We start from the raw sequence: 16,120 nt of genomic DNA, 5'->3' as shown, positions 1-16,120 counted from the left end.
TTTAGCGCCATGCTCGGACGAATCCGGTATTAACCTCCCCTGATACCGGCATGGTTGTGGGTAAGGCGACATATTCCGACAGTTGAGTGGCGTAATCAGGTTGGCGGAGGAGGTGGAGGGCGTTCTTTTCGATCTGCCGTACGCGTTCCCGCGACAGGCCGAAATCCGATGATACTTCTTCCAGAGTACGCTGCCGACCGTCGTCGATTCCGAACCGCAGTCGCAGTACCGTGCTCTCCCGCTGTGGCAGGGAACCCAGAATCATGTTGATGTGTCGACGCATCATCCGGTACGCCACCGAGTGCTCCGAGGTGGTTTCAACGGTCAACCCGGCGATCATGTCACCCAATGAGGTGTTGTCCTCTTCGCCGACGGTCTGGTCGAGACTGACCGGTTCACGTTCAAAGCTCAACAGCTCGAGGACTTTCAGGGTGTCCACCTCCATTTCCGCCGCTATCTCATGGCTACGCGGTTCACGCCCCAGTCGGGCCGACAGGTCGGAACGAGCCTTGTTCATACGCTTGATCTGGTCCATGGCGTGGGCGGGCACGCGGATGGTGCGTGACTGTTCGGTCAGCGCCCGATTGATCGACTGACGAATCCACCACGTGGCGTACGTGGAGAACTTGTAGCCTTTCGTGTAATCGAACTTCTCAACGGCGCGGATAAGCCCAAGGTTGCCTTCCTGGATCAGGTCGAGCATGCTGAGCGAATGGTGGGTATAACGTTTGGCGATACTGACGACCAACCGTAGATTGGCCTCCAACATACGGGATTTGGCCGCACGTCCTTCTGCCGCGAGCGCCGCCAGATCCGCGCGACGGTCGGCGAAGTCGGTCGGGGGATTCTGTTTGAGCTTGTGCTCCGCCATGAGGCCGACTTCGATGGCCTTGGCGTGGGCGACTTCTTCGGCGGCGGTGAGTAGCCGGTGTTTTCCGATTCCATTGAGGTAGTGGCGAACCGGGTCTGTTGTGATATCAAGGGCGGCTTGGCGGGGTCGTGTGTTGTCTGACTGAGCCATCGGGATTCACCTTCCTGGACAACTCCAACCGGGCACCGGGGAGAACTATCGCTTGGAATTACAGCTTGACCGAAAAACGCTGCGGTGAAACCCCTTGGCCGTAGATGTGGCACAAAGTTGGGAGATAACGGTTTGCCGTTTTGTACGAGTGACCCGACAGTATGTCGATTGGGCTCCGTCACATTCACTTAGAGTGTGCCTGTTATCGCTTCGGAACGCAACCCTTTGCGGCACTTAAATTCGCGGTTTCGGTGCCGACCACCGATAACGGATGGCTAGAAGTCTACTGATGAAGACCACTGCGCCGGCAAAGAGGCCGCTGGCCCAGTACCCGGGGGTGGGGTCCCAGTGGTATCCGATCACGACGATCACCGAACCGATCAGGGCGGCCAGGGCGTAGAAGTCCTCTCGCAGGATAACCGGCACGGTCTGGGTGAGAATATCGCGTACCATTCCTCCCCCGACACCGGATAGGATTCCTACCATGCAGGCGGCGTAGCCGCTGAGGCCGAATTCGAGCCCCTTCTGAGTGCCCAATACCGTGAAAATCGCCAGACCGGCCGCATCGAGGATGAGGACGGATCGGTACAGGCGGGAAAAGGCGGGATGGAAGTAGAACACCACCAAAGCCGAGGTTATCGCTACGGCGGGGTAGCGCCAGTCGGTCAATAGGAGCGGCGGTATATCTCCAATGAGGACGTCACGTGTAGCGCCTCCGCCCAAGGCGGTCACGATGCCGATGACCGACACTCCGAACATGTCGAAGCGGCGTGCGACGGCTGCGGAGGCTCCTGAGGCGGCGAACACGGCGACACCTAGGAGGTCGGCGGCCAAGGTAACGGAAAAGGGCTCCACGCCTACGGTTATAACAGCGCGAAGCCCCGATAATGTCCAAGAGCGACATATCTGTGAGACGGTAGGGCCGTCTGACCACGTCCTCGCCGGTGGAACTCTGCGATCCTCCTGACACGGCCACCCTGGCCGGTGTGCGAATCGTCAACGACGATGCGGAGGGATCTCGAGAAGTCCTTTTTACGACGTCCGTACAGTATGACGTCACGCAGACGGTCCCTCCGCCAGTCCGGGATACGACGGTTGACGCACAGTCAATGGCATTGCTCATCGTGGTCTTTACCGCGACGCGGCTACCGGCTGACCGGGTTATGAGCCCTTATTCATTTCCTCGTAGACTTCTTTGCACGTTGGGCAAATGGGGAAACGCTCGGGGTCACGGGTGGGTACCCACATTTTCCCGCAGAGTGCTTTGACCGGGATTCCGTCCAGCATCGCCTGCATTAGCTTGTCTTTCGGCACGTAGTGCGAAAAACGATCCTCATCGCCTTCGTCGAAACGATAGTCCGGATTCGTCTCGGTCTGTTCGTCGAGAACCGTCGATCCACCGGTGGTCGGAATGCCATCGCCCGACGCCTGCAGCCCTATACCGGACTCCATCAGGTCGCTCACGAAAGCTCACCCTCTTTCTAACACCCTGTTCAGCTTCAATTCCAGTGTAGCGAGCGCGATGCCTAAATCCGAATCCAACGAACGTGGGGATTGACGTGAGACCGCTTGCGCGCGGCGCCGTTCTTTCTTTACGCGCTTCATTTTGCGGGTCATGAGCCTGTCGTTCGCCAGAAGTACCGTCATCCAGGGCATCGCGGCCACGACGATGACGCCGAGCAGCAGCCACAGACCGAGTAGCGGCACGTGCAGGGCGACGAGCAGGCCACACAGGAGAAGGATCACGATGCGCAAGGACATCATGATCAGATAGCGCCTGGTGCGTATCCGACGCGCTTCTTGCAGGCTCATCTCGGCATCGGTGATCACCTGCGCTTGGCGTTTCATACTTCCAGGGTATTCCTCTTAGAGAGCTCACAAAAGCCCCTCCCCGATCTGTAGATTCCCTCCCGGAATCGGAGAGGATCGGGGGTATGAAGGCTGTAGTTCAAACCGTTTCTCAGGCTCGTGTCACCGTTGACGACGCCGTGGTGGGTGCCATTGACGAAGGACTGTTGGTGCTGCTCGGAGTCACTCACACCGACTCACGGGCCGAGGTGGAGTGGATGGCCAATAAGATTTGGAATCTTCGAATCATGGACGATGAGCAGTCGGCCTCCGATCGTGACGCTCCGATTCTGTGCGTCAGTCAATTCACTCTCTATGCTGACGCTCGCAAGGGGCGCCGCCCGTCGTGGAAGGAGGCCGCCCCTTCGGAAGTGGCGGAACCGATCGTCAACCAGGTGGTGGAGCAGCTGCGTACGCTGGGCGCTCGGGTGGAGACCGGGAAGTTTGGGGCCATGATGGACGTCTCGAGCGTCAACGTCGGCCCGCGCACGATTATCTTGGAGCGCTGAAAGCTCGACTATTGCACGATTAGAATGAATGGTCGTTCGCCATCTTCGGTTCCCCACAGAAAAGGAGCGTGCATGATTCCTGCCGTTTCACCCGAATCTCTTCCTACTCTTCGGGTTTGGCAGCGACAAGCCATGCTTGAATACCACCGGGAACGCAGACGGGATTTCATGGCGGTCGCGACTCCCGGTGCGGGCAAGACCACGTTCGCTCTGCGTATCGCCTATGACCTGCTCTCGGAGCGCACGGTCGACACCGTGACGGTGGTCGCCCCAACCGAGCATTTGAAAACCCAGTGGTCGATCGCGGCGGCTCGGTTCGGTATCCAGCTCGACCCGAACTTCCGCAATGCCGACGTCCACTCGGCCGCCGACTATCACGGAGTCGTCCTCACCTACGCGCAGGTGGGCGCTGATCCGCTGGTGCATCGCCGTCGCACTCTGGCCCGTCGTTCACTCGTCATTCTGGACGAGGTGCACCACGCCGGGGATTCCCGCTCCTGGGGTGACGGGGTGTTCAAGGCCTTCGACGAGGCAGAGCGCCGCCTGTCTCTCACCGGTACGCCCTTCCGTAGTGACGACAATCCGATTCCGTTCGTGACCTATGAGGAGGGCCCTGACGGTAAGCGCAGCAAGGCCGACGCGCTCTACGGTTATCGCGAAGCGTTGACCGACGGTGTGGTTCGTCCGGTCATCTTCATGGCCTATTCCGGACAGGCGAAGTGGCGTTCACGCGCCGGGGACGAACTCAATGTCCGGCTCGGCGAGCCGATGACCAAGGACATGGTGTCGCAGGCGTGGAAAAGTACCCTGGACCCGAAAGGCGACTGGATACCGCAGGTCCTCAAGGCGGCCAATAAACGTCTGGAATCGTTGCGTGCGGCCGGTATGTCCGATGCGGGCGGTTTGATCATCGCCTCCGATCAAAACACCGCTCGTGCCTATGCGGGGATTTTGAAACGTGTGACGGGAAAATCCGCTGAAGTCGTCCTGTCCGACGATGATTCCGCGTCCGACCGAATCGCCAAATTCGCCGATAGCACCAGAGAATGGCTGATCGCCGTCCGGATGGTGTCGGAGGGTGTGGACATTCCTCGGCTGGCGGTCGGAGTTTACGCTACCAACGCCCATACTCCGTTGTTCTTCGCTCAGGCCATCGGGCGTTTCGTACGGTCACGACGTCCCGGTGAGACCGCCTCGGTGTTTCTCCCCAGCGTGGTGCCGTTGTTGAGTTTGGCGGAGAACCTGGAAGCCGATCGCGACCACGTCATCGTCGAAAAGACGGACACCGACCCCGAAGATCTGATGGAACAGGCGCAACGCCAGGTCAACGAACCTTCGGCGGAGTTGGACGGTGGTCACGAAACGCTGGAGACCAATGCCGAACTCGATCAGGTCATCTTTGAGGGCAGTTCCTTCGGTATCCCGGCTCAAACGGGTACGGCTGAAGAGGAAGAGTACCTGGGAATTCCCGGGCTCTTGACCAGTGATCAAGTCGAGCTGCTCCTGCGTAAACGGCAACGTGAGCAAGTCAGCAAGCAGGAAAAGCAACCTCAGGCGACCGCTGAGAAGGCCGAGGAGCCCAAACGCGCCTCAGAGCCGCCCCTCACCAATGCCCAGCGGCGTCTGAAGCTGCGTAAACAGCTCAACCAGTTGGTGGGTGCGCGCTCCCACGCCACGGGGGAACCCCACGGCAAGATCCACGCGATGCTGCGCAAAGCCTGCGGTGGCCCTCCCAGCGCGCAAGCCACCATCGACCAGCTGGAACAGCGCATCAGCAAGCTGCGTTCCTGGTAAACCGGGATAAAAATAATGCCAGGTGCCTTGCGGCACCTGGCATGAAAGTCTCGGGGTCGATACGAGTGGTATCGACCGGTCCTTGTTCAATTATGACGCTGCAGACGGGGACCTTGGCCCGTAACGATCGACTAGTTCTCGCTGGCCATCAAGTCCTTACCGCGCCATTCGAATTCTGGATCCACGGTGAAGTCAACGGCAATCGGTACGAGCTTTTCGGCGTAAGCGTTCGCGTGGTGACCGCAGAAGACGAGGTCGCTGCCCTCTGCCAGCAGAACACGAAGTTTAGCCGCAGCGCCACACCGATCGCAGCGCTCTCCCGCGATAGAACGTTCCGACGTCTTCGGGGGCGTCAGGGTGGATGTCATGAAGTACTCCTCCGCTGTGACCGGTTGATAATTTCGTTCGCAGTATTGGCTTGTCGGACGAGTCTACCCTGCGACCGGCTCCAAATCGAGCCCTGGACCGAGTTTCTCTCATCCAAGTAGTCGTTCTGCGACTCCTGGCCAATACAACGTCTCCAGACACTCTACTGTTCCAAATCCAGGTGAGACCATCCTCACTGAATCGCGTGTCGTGTCGCGGGGACACCAAAACGTTATCCGACTACCACCCGAACGACAAGCGGTTACCGCCCAATATCGCTGTCGGCAAAACCAGATGACTTCTTTCGGGTGATAACCACGCTTCCGCTCGGCGTCGGATGAAACGGATTCCGCGGCACCGACTAGTCCAGGTAATCGCGCAAGACCTGCGAACGCGAGGGGTGGCGCAGTTTCGACATCGTCTTGGACTCGATCTGTCGAATCCGCTCGCGCGTGACGCCGTACACCTGGCCGATTTCGTCCAAGGTACGCGGCTGCCCGTCGGTCAGCCCAAAGCGCAGGCGAACCACGCCCGCCTCACGTTCCGACAGTGTCTGCAGCACCTGCTGCAGCTGGCCCTGCAGGAGGCTGAACGACACCGCGTCAACGGCGACGATCGCTTCGGAGTCTTCGATGAAATCGCCCAGTTGGCTGTCGCCCTCATCGCCGATGGTCTGGTCCAGACTGATCGGCTCTCGAGCGTACTGTTGGATTTCCAGGACCTTATCGGGGGTAATGTCCATTTCCTTGGCCAGTTCCTCCGGCGTCGGCTCACGCCCTAGGTCCTGCAGCATTTCGCGCTGGATACGACCCAACTTATTGATGACTTCGACCATGTGCACGGGGATGCGAATCGTCCGGGCCTGATCGGCCATCGCGCGGGTAATCGCCTGCCGAATCCACCAAGTCGCATACGTCGAGAACTTATAGCCCTTGGTGTAATCGAACTTCTCCACCGCGCGGATGAGACCGAGGTTGCCCTCCTGAATCAGATCGAGGAACGCCATTCCCCGCCCCGTGTACCGTTTTGCCAGGGACACGACCAGCCGTAGGTTGGCTTCCAGGAGGTGATCCTTGGCCCGCTCTCCGTCGCGCCCGATCCATTCCAGATCACGCCGCAGACGAGTGGGGATCTCCTCACCCGCTTCACGCATCTGCCGCACACGCTCAATGGCGTACAGCCCGGCCTCAATGCGCTTGGCGAGCTCTACTTCCTGAGCCGCGTTCAGCAGTGGAACCTTACCGATTTGTTTGAGGTAGGCACGCACCGAATCGGCCGAAGCGGTCATCTCGGCGTCTTTTCGCGCCTGCTTCAGGGCCTCAGAGTCTTCCTCGTCCCACTCGAAGTCCGCGTCCTCCGGTGGGGGCTCCTCATCGAGGTCCACCTTCTTAGCGGCCTTCTTGGCGGCTTTCTTAGCCGACTTCTTCTTGGGTTTCTCCGGTTCCAGGAGTTCCTCTTCAATGACGACGTCAACGTCGGAAACCGGTTCGGCCGCCTTGGTCGCCTTCTTAGCGGTGGCCTTCTTGGCCGCTTTCTTGGCGGTCGTCTTCTTGGCCGCCTTCTTCGTCGTCTTCTTGGCGGTGGTCTTCTTCGCCGCCTTGCCGTTCGACTCGGAGTCGTCGGCGGCGTCATCGGTTTGCGCGCTCGCCGCGGCGGTGGCGGCGGCCGACTTCTTCGTCGTCTTCTTCGCTGCCTTCTTCGTCGAATTCTTCGTGGCTTTCGCGGACGTGGATCGTGACGTCGAAGCAGTCCGGGCGGCGGGCACACGCTTACGGGCGGATGAGGAGCCATCCACCACAACGGTCACATTGGCCTCCGCCAGAGAACGCAGAATCTGCTTGCCTTCCGTTGGGCTGGCTTGCGCAGATTCGAGTACCTGTGCGACTGTGGCTGAAGTTAGTTGGCCTTCGCTTTCACGGGCGAGAGCGAGCAGCGATTCGGTCAACGACTGTACGTCAGTGCCGTTGGGACGTGCGTCTGTCACGAGCAACCTTCCGAGGCAGTGGTGGGCACGGCTGACGCCGAGCTCCTATCTTAATGAGCGTTGGCAAATGGGTCGGCAACCAAGCTGAACTAGCGCGGTTACGGAGGTTCGTTCAACGGCCACTCTCAGCTCTCGCTTTACCGCGTTTGACCTCCACAAACGTCGGATATTTCCGCGAGGCGAGCGGCCCTTCGACCAGACCTCCCGATATTCAACTGTACGGGCTACGATCGCAGAATTGCCATAACACGTTCGTGCGTTGTCAATCAAGTGCGAGTGCCGTTTCACGCGCCAAAACAACCGGGCAGGCGTGAATTGTAGCGCTGAATTCGCCGCAGTGCTCGCCCGCACGGTCGTTTTCGGATGTGTTTTTAAATTTTGTGGGCCATCTTTTAAATGTCCGCACTATTCATATTAGGCCGATCCGACACAATATCAGTCTATCGAACAGGTGCCCTCGGGCTCCTGAATGCTGGAGGCCTGCCCGAAGGTGCGCAAGGCTTCGTCGGTGCGTTTGACTTGATCAAACGCGTCACCCACCACGATGGTTATGGGCTTGTCCCAGTCGGCTTGAAAGTCCATCTCACCGCGATAGAAATAGGCCTTTGTATGCACCCCGGCCAGATATTGTTCGGCCCCAAAAGTCACCTGTGCGCTATCGGGAACCTCGGCATCAGAATCGTCGGTCTCCAATACCGAGAATCCGCGATCCTCCAATTGATCCTTGACCGTCTCGGCGAGACCGGCCCTATCCGTCGCGTTGAGGACAACCACTTCAATCTCGGTTGTCGCAGGCACCTTTTCCGGATCAGTCTCAATGAGGATCGCGTCATCGTCGCATTGGGACCTCTGACCGTCTGCCTGGGTATCGCTTTCGACCGCCACCCATACACTGATACCCGCCCCGATGCACAGGACACTCACTACCAGAAGTGCCCTAAACCGCGCAAACCGCATGTAACCTCCCAGGAGTTGAACTCGCCTTTAGACTATCCTGAGTTTTTTCTTGTGTTACACAGACGCTGTAGATGGGAAGATTCCACCACCTACTGTGTGTTTTATCACAACAAGGAAGATTTTCGCACCCCCTGTTGTATATGAGGGAACGGCGTACGGTACAGTACGCCAACTGTTCCGAAGTTGTTACGTAACGCTTCGGTAAAACCAGTGCTCACCACTAAGGAAACCAATAAAGAGGAGTCCCACGATGGCGACCGATTATGACGCCCCTCGTCGCGAAAAAGACGAAACGCCCGCCAGTGACGGCATTGAGGCGCTAGCCAAAGGCCGTAGCGACCAGTCTGGAAGTGTAGACGTCGACGAGGCCGAAGTTGCGGAGAATTTTGAACTGCCCGGTGCCGACCTGGGCGATGAGGAACTGTCGGTCAAAGTGCTGCCCATGCAGAACGATGAGTTCCGTTGCTCGAGTTGTTTCCTGGTCCACCACCGCAGCCAGTACGCGGGAGATAAAAAGGGCCAACCGATTTGCACCGACTGCGTCTAGACGCCCGCATGCCGGACAGACCGCGGTTATCCGCATACCGGTAAACGTGAATTCGTTACACGGCCGTTCGGTCCGGTCCTCCGATCAGCATCGGCGCTGGGAGGACCCGACGTAGCTACGTCGCCTCGCCGATAAAGGCGTTTCGCAACGCCTCTGGATCTCTGCTCGACACCAGCCAATACGGAGTGGGGTCGTCCGGATCATCGAGATGGATCATGACACCCGAACGTATCCAGGGGCGTTGGATGACAAACCCCAAGGGATGGGCCCCGACCGAAAGCGCGTCAGCCCATTCATGGTCACGCAGAACCTCAATACGGTCCACGGCCCACCGAGGCAACTGGGCGTCGTCGACGTGAAATCGACGATCATCGCCTCCATTGGTGTCGACTGCCAGACGTATCCGCCCCAACCACCAGAGACCTGCAACGGCCATCAATGGAAACAGAAACAGTGGGGCCTGGCGATACCAGACGTTGTCACCCATGTAGAAAATCGCGGCCAACACCAAGGCGACGAGGACCGCCGCGATCCAACCCCACCAAGGTAGATACAGCTGTTCTTCATACCCCTTTGCCGGGGCCTCTGCTGCCCTCGGCCTATTCGTCAGCGGTTTTCCCTCAGCCACGTCCCCGAGACTACCCCACTGGAAAACACGCGAAGATCCTGCGAGAAACGGCGGTGTTCGGAGTCCCACGGCCGACGCCGCCTCGATTCCGGCTTCGTCGGAACCGACACAACGATGACTCGCAAGGGCCCCGGAGGCGGGGACCTCGATCGTTCCCGTCACGTCTTAGACTCAAGGTGTGGAACAACCAAATGTCGCGACAAATACCCTGCCCGTCCGCATGGTGCTGCTCGATCCAGATCTTCCTCCACCCGAATACGCACACCCGGGCGACGCCGGTGCCGACCTACGGTCCGCCCACGACGCCACCCTTGCTCCCGGAGAGCGTGCCCTGTTCTCCACCGGGGTGGCGGTCGAGATCCCACACGGGTACGTCGGCTTCATCACTCCGCGTTCGGGCTTGGCGCATCGTTTGGGGATTACCGGGGTCAATTCGCCAGGAACCGTCGATTCGGGCTACCGTGGAGAGATACGTGTCAACCTGATCAACCTGGACCGCACCGACTCCGTCACCATTCACCGAGGTGATCGAATCGCCCAGCTGGTCATACAGCCGGTGCTGCAGGCCCGGTTCGTACCCGTGAGCTCGCTCGACGACTCAAGCCGAGGGGACAACGGACACGGTTCATCGGGTGGACACAGTGGCCTTAAAATGACCGGTTAGGTAGTCATGTGATGGGTCCCCGTCACCGCGGCCGAATACCGCACCCGACGGGACATCGGAGTCATCCACCGGCCGGACCCCCGGAACAGCGGATCCACAACCAAAAGGAGAGTGCTTGTGTTTGGTCGCCGACGGTCGTCGAAAAAACGTAGCAATGACGACGGAGCCGTGTTGGACTCGCTGGCGGATACCGACAACACCGTCGAGCAAGCCACCACCTCGGGCCCCTACGACGTCAAGGACGCTCTCGAAGACGACGACAATGGTCGTCAACTTGATCTAGGCGCGTTCCGACTACCGATCCCCAGTGGGGTCGGATTTCAAGCACAGACCGACTCCAAGGGCAATGTCGGCAAGGTGACGCTTTCGGCCGGAAAATCCGGAATGCAGTTGATGCTGCGAGCCGCTCCCCGTAGCGAAGGAATCTGGGACGAGCTGCAAGAAGACATCGTCGCTCAAATCTCTTCCCAGGGCGGGAGCTACGAGAGCACCGACGGGGAATGGGGCACCGAAATCGTCGCCAAAGTCCCCGGAAAGAAAGGAACCTCCACGGTTCGCTTCGTCGGAGTGGACGGACCCCGCTGGCTGCTCACCGCCACATTCCAAGGCGAGATCGCGGCCAATCCCGAAGCCGCGCCCGAACTCACCGAGGCCTTCCGCAATATCGTGGTCGATCGAGGCAACAACGCCATGCCGGTGCGGGAGCCCCTGCCGTTGCGACTGCCTCCCAAGATGGCCGAGCAAGCGGCGGCCCAGATCGAGGAACGCAAAAAACAAGGGGGCGAATCCGACCGAGCGGTCATCGCCGCCGGCGACACCAAAACCCCCAAGGTACGCCGTAAACCGTCGCCCAAGCCACGGAAATAAGACCGCCCTATGAGCCCCGCCGCCAAGGGAGACGAGACCGGCTGGAGCGAACGCCTACGCGCCGGCTTCCGTAAGCTGAGCGCCCCCAGTGAGGAACTCTACGCCGCCGACTTGAACCGTGACGTGCGCTCGCGACGCCGCTTTCAGCGAACTCCGATCGCCGACCTCGACGTGCGCTCGTATGCCACGATCCTGGGCCGACTGACGTTGGTGGTCTTCGAAACGGGTGGGCAACAGCTACGGGTCAGCGCCGAAATCTCCGATGGCAGCGCTACCGCCACCTTGATTTGGTTGGGCCGGGGACGCATCCCCGGCTTGGAAGCGGGAGCCCGTCTCCGCGTCGCTGGACGTGTCGCCGACCGTGACGGGCTTTTCACGTTCTACAACCCGTACTATGAATTGGTACGTTAAACCGAAAGGGGACCTGTGGCCATCGACTCCAACGGCACTCGGCCGGAAGACGAACTACCTCCGTTCACCGAACAACTGTCACAACAGCTGGGCGGTGCACGAGGTGTTATCGAGGCCGCCGTTCCCCTGACGGTGTTCATAGTTCTCAACCCCCTGCTCCCCGATCAGGTCGGCCCCTTCGAGGGCCTCCATGTCGCGATCACGACCGCGGTGCTGGCCGCCTTGGCCATCGCCGGTTTTCGGCTGATACGGAAAGAATCCGTCCGGTACGCGCTCAACGGTCTCTTCGGAGTCGCCATCGGTGCGGTGTTGGCATGGAAGACCGGAGAGGCCCGCAACTTCTACATATGGGGCGTCATCCAAGGGCTCATCTACGGGTTCGCGCTGATCGGCTCCAGTCTGGTGCGACACCCGATCGTCGGATGGCTGTACGCCATCCTGTCGCTGGGCGGAAAGAAGGAATGGCGGGAGGACAAGAGCCTCCTTCGGGTCATGTCCTTCGTCACCGTCGTATGGGGAGTCGTCTTCCTGCTGAAGAACGTCCTTCGCCTGTGGCTCTACCAAATCGAGGCGGAAGAAATGTTGGGACTCGCCACCCTTGTCGGGGGATGGCCGGTGACGGCACTGCTGGTGGTTTGGACCATCTGGATGGTCAAGCGTCGGCTCCCCCACCTGGCGCAACGATCGACCACAGCCGATTAGGCGACGCGAACGTGCCGTCGGTCGGAACACCAAATGTCCTGACCGACGGCACGTTAGACGTCCGACGTTAAGCTGCGCGGTCTACACTGCCCGAGTTTGCTCGATCCATGACGAATGGAGATTGGCGTAGATCGTTCCCGATTGCTCCACCAGATCGGTGTGCGGCCCGTGCTGCACGATCTGTCCCTGATCGAACACGATGACCTCGTCACTGGTTTCGGCCGTCGACAGACGGTGCGCGATGATGACGGTCGTCCTCCCCCGCGTCACCGCGTCCAAAGCCTGTGCCAGACGAAGTTCGGTGGCCGGATCGACGGCACTGGTGGCCTCGTCGAGAACGAGAAGGTCGGGATCGGCGACATAGGCACGCACCAAGGCGACCAACTGGCGCTCGCCGACGCTGACGTTTTCGCCGGCTTCCCCCAACTCGGTGTTCAGGCCGCTCGGGAGGGAATCCACCCAGTCGTCCAAGCCCATGGCGGAGAACGCCGTGTAAATCTCGGCATCGTCGATGTCGGGGCGTGCGAAGCGGATATTGTCGGCCAGTGTCCCGTCGAATAGGAACCCCTCCTGAGGAACCATGACGACGCGACGTCGCAGCGACTCGAAGCGGACCTCCCGCAAGTCCACACCCGACAGCGTGACGGCTCCGGAGGTCGGGTCCATCAGCCGGGTCAACAGCTTCGCGAAGGTCGTCTTCCCCGAACCGGTCTCACCTACAATGGCGACCTTCTTGCCCGGATCGATGTCGACATTGATCCCGTGCAGAATCTCTTCGTCTTCCGTATAGGAGAACCGGACGTCCGAGAACGTTGCACCCAAGGTTCCTTCGGGAAGTTCCACTCCCTCTTCTCCCGGGTCGGCGACGTCCGGGTCGGTGTCCAGAATATCGAGTACGCGACGCCAACCCGAGACCGCGTTCTGCGCCTCATTGAGGATCTCGGTACCCATCACGATCGGCTGTACGAACAGGGTCACCAGGAAGAGGAATGCGGCCAGCTCACCAACTGAGATCTGTCCGTTAGAGGCCTGCCAGGTCCCGAACGCCACCACGGCGGCGAGCACGATGAAGTTCGCCATTTCCCCGGCTCCAAAGGAAAAGGCCGAACGATACATGGCCTTTTGTTGGGCGACCCGGTGATGTTCCACCGCATCGTCCAGTCGTCGGCTGGTCCGAGCACCGATCCCGTAGGAACGGATGACGTTGGCTCCGACCACCGATTCCGACACCCGCGTCAACATGGTTCCCACCGAAAGCCGCACCCTCGTATAGGCGACGGCCAAGCGGGGCTGCAACCATTTCACGAGCCAAAGCGCGGGGAAGACCGCCGCCCAGACGACGACGGCCAGCACGGGCGAGTAAACGAACATGATCACCGAGGCGGCCAGAACCTGCCCTCCCGCGACGACCAGCTGGATTCCCCCGAACTGCAGGAACTGACTCAACTGGTCGATGTCGGTAGTGACTCGAGCGGTCAATGAACCACGCCGTTCCGACTGCTGATGCAGCATCGAAAGATCGTGGATATGCCGAAACGCACGTTCCCGAACGTTGGCCAGAGCCGTCTCCGAGGAGACGAAGAGTCGCCGGTTCATCCAGTAGCTCGCCACAGCCGTCACCACGATGACGGCGAAGGCCAACACTGCCACCCCGACCACGTAGTCCACATCCGGCCCACCGCTGCCGAGGATTCCGTTGTCCAGAACGTTCTGCACCGAAACCGGGACCACAATGCGCCCTATCGTGGCGAAGAGGGCGAGAATAAGCGTCAAGGTGAGTCCGCGCTTGAGCTCCGGTGACAGCGCCAGGCCACGACGAACCGTGTTCAGTGGGTTTGCTTCCGATATCTCGCTCATGTCGTGCTCGCTTCTTCGTCGAATTCGCGTTCCGCTTCCGCCTGTTCATAAGCGGTTACCAGATCGGCATAGGCCGAATTGCGCCGTAGCAGTTCGCGGTGACCGCCGATGTCGTCGATGTGGCCGTCTTTCAGGAACACGACTTTGTCCGCCAAGGCAATGCTGGCGCGTCGATAAGCAACCACCAGAACCGACGTCGCTTGTGCGGAATTCCGCAATCCGGTCAGAATCGCCGCCTCCACGGTCGGATCCACCGCGCTGGTGGCATCGTCGAGTATCAGCAGGCGCGGCTGACCCGCCAAGGCTCGGGCAATGGTGAGGCGCTGCCGTTGTCCACCCGACAGGCTCGCGCCGCGCTCCCCCAGTTCCGTCTCCAAGCCGTCGGACAGCTCTCCAATGAATCCGTCGGCTTGAGCGGCCGCCAGAGCCTGTTTCACATCGTCGTCGTCGACGTGAGAGCGTTCCAACGTTAGATTGTGTCGCACCGAATCATCGAATACGAACGGAATCTGTGTCACCAGTGAGGTGGTCGCCGCCAGACTGGGGTGGTCCAGGTCGAGGCTGTCATAGCCGTCCAGGCGAACCTGCCCGTCGCTGGGGTCTATCAGGCGAGTGGCCAGATGTGCCACGGTCGATTTACCCGCGCCCGTGGCTCCTACCAGGGCCACCGTCTCACCCGGTTCAATCGCGAAGCTGACGTCCTTCAACGCCACCGTGCCGTCCGGGTATTCGTAGGCCACTTCGTCGAATTCGAGACGAGCGGCCGTATCGCTGGGTGGCAATTGCGCCGTCCCATAGGTCATGTCACCGGTCGCCGATGTAACGCGGTCGACACGGTCACGTCCCACGACCGAGGTGGGAAGTTCGCTGAGTACCCATCCAATGGCACGAATGGGGAAGGCGATGACGGTGAACAGGAACGTGGCCGTCACCAGCTGATCGAGGTTGAGATGCCCGCCCTGGTAACGATACAGACCGACCAGGAGCACGGTCACCGACGCGAATTCGGGAAGCGCGGTGATGATCGGTTCAAAGGCGGCGCGTATCCGCCCGACGCGGATCAGGGCATCCCGAAGACGATGTGCAGAGCGGCGGAACCGAAGAGTCTCCTGTTCCTCCTGCCCCATGGCCTTGACGACCAGGGCCCCGTCAAAGGATTCGTGCGCGACGCCGGATACCTCGGCCCGCAATTCCTGAGCTCGCTTCGCACGTGGTGAGACACGCGTGGCGTAGACGGAGTTGAGCAGAAAGAGCGTCGGAATCAACCCCAGAGCCACCAGTGCGAGCGCCCAGTCCAGGCTGAACAGCACTCCGACGGAAGCCAGGATGAGGAAGGCCGTACCGAAGGCGAAGGGCAGCGGGGCCAAGGGACGGGTGGAGGCTTCGACGTCCGCGTTGGCGTTCGACAACAGAGTTCCGGTGGGGTGTTTCTGGTGCCAGGAAATCGGCAACGCCAAGTAGCGCCGCGTGATGTTCCGACGATGATGGGCCTGTACCCGGTACATCATGGACCCGGCGAATATCCGGCGGGTCGCCATGGAGCAGAACCGCACCAGCGAGAGGGCGAAGAGCGCCAGAATTCCGACCAGCACCGTTCCCACGAGAAAACGTTCCTGTTCATAGCTGGGGACGACGACGTTGTCCACCACGTACCCGATCGCGAAGGCCGCTCCGATCTGGGTCGCCGAGTTGACTACGGCTCCTGAAACGGCCAAGGAGAAGAGCTTTGGTTCCAGACGCACGGAATGTACGAGATTGGAAAATCCGCGCCGGAGTATGTGCCTGTTCGTAGGCTTGGGCAGAGTTGAATCCGCCTCGGAAGGTTCGTCAATGGTCGATTCACTCATACGGCGCCTCCTGGGGTGAGTACTGCACCTTGGGTGCGTTCCAGACCTATCTGCTGTTCAGGAGATGGTGAACCGGCTCATCCTTGCCGGCTGTTCCAGTTCGCCATTACTTGAACGT

Annotated in this window: 17 protein-coding genes; 7 read left to right on the top strand and 10 right to left on the bottom strand. The window is 60.1% G+C overall.

The features are described from left to right. Position 1: 1 nt before the first annotated feature. The 4 genes from HALAL_RS0110545 to HALAL_RS17660 all read right to left on the bottom strand — a co-directional run bounded on the left by HALAL_RS0110545 (position 2) and on the right by HALAL_RS17660 (position 2,869). A complete protein-coding gene (locus HALAL_RS0110545) occupies positions 2–1,021 on the bottom strand; it encodes a sigma-70 family RNA polymerase sigma factor (protein WP_025273979.1) in 1,020 nt (339 codons plus the stop codon). A 234-nt stretch (positions 1,022–1,255) separates the two neighbouring features. After that, entirely contained in the window at positions 1,256–1,876 is a 621-nt protein-coding gene (locus HALAL_RS0110540) for a trimeric intracellular cation channel family protein (protein ID WP_025273978.1), read from the bottom strand. A 306-nt stretch (positions 1,877–2,182) separates the two neighbouring features. Further along, the gene (locus tag HALAL_RS0110535) at positions 2,183–2,473 is read right to left on the bottom strand and encodes a DUF3039 domain-containing protein (RefSeq protein WP_051463070.1); all 291 of its coding nucleotides are present in this window, start codon (positions 2,471–2,473) and stop codon (positions 2,183–2,185) included. A gap of 18 nt (positions 2,474–2,491) precedes the next feature. Further along, the gene (locus HALAL_RS17660; protein WP_025273976.1) at positions 2,492–2,869 is read right to left on the bottom strand and encodes a DUF3099 domain-containing protein; all 378 of its coding nucleotides are present in this window, start codon (positions 2,867–2,869) and stop codon (positions 2,492–2,494) included. Between the two features lie 86 nt (positions 2,870–2,955). Here HALAL_RS17660 and dtd point away from each other — a divergent pair, with 86 nt between their 5' ends. Continuing rightward, positions 2,956–3,378, top strand: coding sequence for a D-aminoacyl-tRNA deacylase (gene dtd, locus HALAL_RS0110525; protein WP_025273975.1), 423 nt, complete (start codon positions 2,956–2,958; stop codon positions 3,376–3,378). 72 nt (positions 3,379–3,450) lie between these two features. Then, a complete protein-coding gene (locus HALAL_RS0110520; RefSeq protein WP_245598087.1) occupies positions 3,451–5,172 on the top strand; it encodes a DEAD/DEAH box helicase in 1,722 nt (573 codons plus the stop codon). A 131-nt stretch (positions 5,173–5,303) separates the two neighbouring features. On the opposite strand, the gene HALAL_RS0110515 is transcribed toward HALAL_RS0110520, so the two are convergent. From HALAL_RS0110515 to HALAL_RS0110505, 3 genes are all read right to left on the bottom strand, one after another. Further along, positions 5,304–5,540, bottom strand: coding sequence for a DUF7455 domain-containing protein (locus HALAL_RS0110515; RefSeq protein WP_025273973.1), 237 nt, complete (start codon positions 5,538–5,540; stop codon positions 5,304–5,306). A 359-nt stretch (positions 5,541–5,899) separates the two neighbouring features. Then, a complete protein-coding gene (locus HALAL_RS0110510) occupies positions 5,900–7,522 on the bottom strand; it encodes an RNA polymerase sigma factor (RefSeq protein WP_025273972.1) in 1,623 nt (540 codons plus the stop codon). Positions 7,523–7,957: 435 nt separating this feature from the next. Then, on the bottom strand, positions 7,958–8,479 hold the full coding sequence (locus HALAL_RS0110505; protein ID WP_025273971.1) for a LytR C-terminal domain-containing protein: 522 nt from the start codon (positions 8,477–8,479) through the stop codon (positions 7,958–7,960). 250 nt (positions 8,480–8,729) lie between these two features. Between HALAL_RS0110505 and HALAL_RS0110500 the strand changes: the two genes are divergently transcribed. Continuing rightward, positions 8,730–9,026: a DUF4193 domain-containing protein gene (locus HALAL_RS0110500; RefSeq protein ID WP_025273970.1), complete on the top strand. Its 297-nt coding sequence runs from the start codon at positions 8,730–8,732 to the stop codon at positions 9,024–9,026. A gap of 115 nt (positions 9,027–9,141) precedes the next feature. Here HALAL_RS0110500 and HALAL_RS0110495 read toward each other — a convergent pair whose 3' ends face one another. After that, entirely contained in the window at positions 9,142–9,816 is a 675-nt protein-coding gene (locus HALAL_RS0110495) for a DUF3093 domain-containing protein (protein WP_084471957.1), read from the bottom strand. Between the two features lie 58 nt (positions 9,817–9,874). Here HALAL_RS0110495 and dut point away from each other — a divergent pair, with 58 nt between their 5' ends. From dut to HALAL_RS0110475, 4 genes are all read left to right on the top strand, one after another. After that, complete coding sequence (gene dut / locus HALAL_RS0110490; RefSeq protein WP_025273968.1) at positions 9,875–10,318, top strand: dUTP diphosphatase; 444 nt, start codon at positions 9,875–9,877, stop codon at positions 10,316–10,318. Between the two features lie 117 nt (positions 10,319–10,435). Then, on the top strand, positions 10,436–11,185 hold the full coding sequence (locus HALAL_RS0110485; protein WP_051462901.1) for a DUF3710 domain-containing protein: 750 nt from the start codon (positions 10,436–10,438) through the stop codon (positions 11,183–11,185). 9 nt (positions 11,186–11,194) lie between these two features. After that, on the top strand, positions 11,195–11,596 hold the full coding sequence (locus tag HALAL_RS18155) for an OB-fold nucleic acid binding domain-containing protein (RefSeq protein WP_025273966.1): 402 nt from the start codon (positions 11,195–11,197) through the stop codon (positions 11,594–11,596). A gap of 15 nt (positions 11,597–11,611) precedes the next feature. After that, the gene (locus HALAL_RS0110475; protein WP_025273965.1) at positions 11,612–12,298 is read left to right on the top strand and encodes a DUF3159 domain-containing protein; all 687 of its coding nucleotides are present in this window, start codon (positions 11,612–11,614) and stop codon (positions 12,296–12,298) included. An 81-nt stretch (positions 12,299–12,379) separates the two neighbouring features. Here HALAL_RS0110475 and HALAL_RS0110470 read toward each other — a convergent pair whose 3' ends face one another. Both HALAL_RS0110470 and HALAL_RS0110465 read right to left on the bottom strand, forming a co-directional pair. Continuing rightward, positions 12,380–14,155: an ABC transporter ATP-binding protein gene (locus tag HALAL_RS0110470; RefSeq protein ID WP_025273964.1), complete on the bottom strand. Its 1,776-nt coding sequence runs from the start codon at positions 14,153–14,155 to the stop codon at positions 12,380–12,382. After that, a complete protein-coding gene (locus tag HALAL_RS0110465; RefSeq protein ID WP_245598084.1) occupies positions 14,152–15,897 on the bottom strand; it encodes an ABC transporter ATP-binding protein in 1,746 nt (581 codons plus the stop codon). The genes HALAL_RS0110470 and HALAL_RS0110465 overlap by 4 nt, the downstream gene beginning before the upstream one ends. Positions 15,898–16,120 lie beyond the last annotated feature (223 nt).

Origin of the sequence: Haloglycomyces albus DSM 45210, assembly GCF_000527155.1 — a bacterium.
Lineage (GTDB): Bacteria > Actinomycetota > Actinomycetes > Mycobacteriales > Micromonosporaceae > Haloglycomyces > Haloglycomyces albus.
Note: the sequence above shows the minus strand (reverse complement) of the source record. Positions and strands in the feature narration are given on the sequence as shown.

Coding starts and splice junctions, on each gene's coding strand:
- HALAL_RS0110545 (WP_025273979.1), bottom strand. CDS start 1,021: ATGGCTCAGTCAGACAACACACGACCCCGCCAAGCCGCCCTTGATATC.
- HALAL_RS0110535 (WP_051463070.1), bottom strand. CDS start 2,473: ATGGAGTCCGGTATAGGGCTGCAGGCGTCGGGCGATGGCATTCCGACC.
- HALAL_RS17660 (WP_025273976.1), bottom strand. CDS start 2,869: ATGAAACGCCAAGCGCAGGTGATCACCGATGCCGAGATGAGCCTGCAA.
- dtd (WP_025273975.1), top strand. CDS start 2,956: ATGAAGGCTGTAGTTCAAACCGTTTCTCAGGCTCGTGTCACCGTTGAC.
- HALAL_RS0110520 (WP_245598087.1), top strand. CDS start 3,451: ATGATTCCTGCCGTTTCACCCGAATCTCTTCCTACTCTTCGGGTTTGG.
- HALAL_RS0110515 (WP_025273973.1), bottom strand. CDS start 5,540: ATGACATCCACCCTGACGCCCCCGAAGACGTCGGAACGTTCTATCGCG.
- HALAL_RS0110505 (WP_025273971.1), bottom strand. CDS start 8,479: ATGCGGTTTGCGCGGTTTAGGGCACTTCTGGTAGTGAGTGTCCTGTGC.
- HALAL_RS0110500 (WP_025273970.1), top strand. CDS start 8,730: ATGGCGACCGATTATGACGCCCCTCGTCGCGAAAAAGACGAAACGCCC.
- dut (WP_025273968.1), top strand. CDS start 9,875: ATGGTGCTGCTCGATCCAGATCTTCCTCCACCCGAATACGCACACCCG.
- HALAL_RS18155 (WP_025273966.1), top strand. CDS start 11,195: ATGAGCCCCGCCGCCAAGGGAGACGAGACCGGCTGGAGCGAACGCCTA.
- HALAL_RS0110470 (WP_025273964.1), bottom strand. CDS start 14,155: ATGAGCGAGATATCGGAAGCAAACCCACTGAACACGGTTCGTCGTGGC.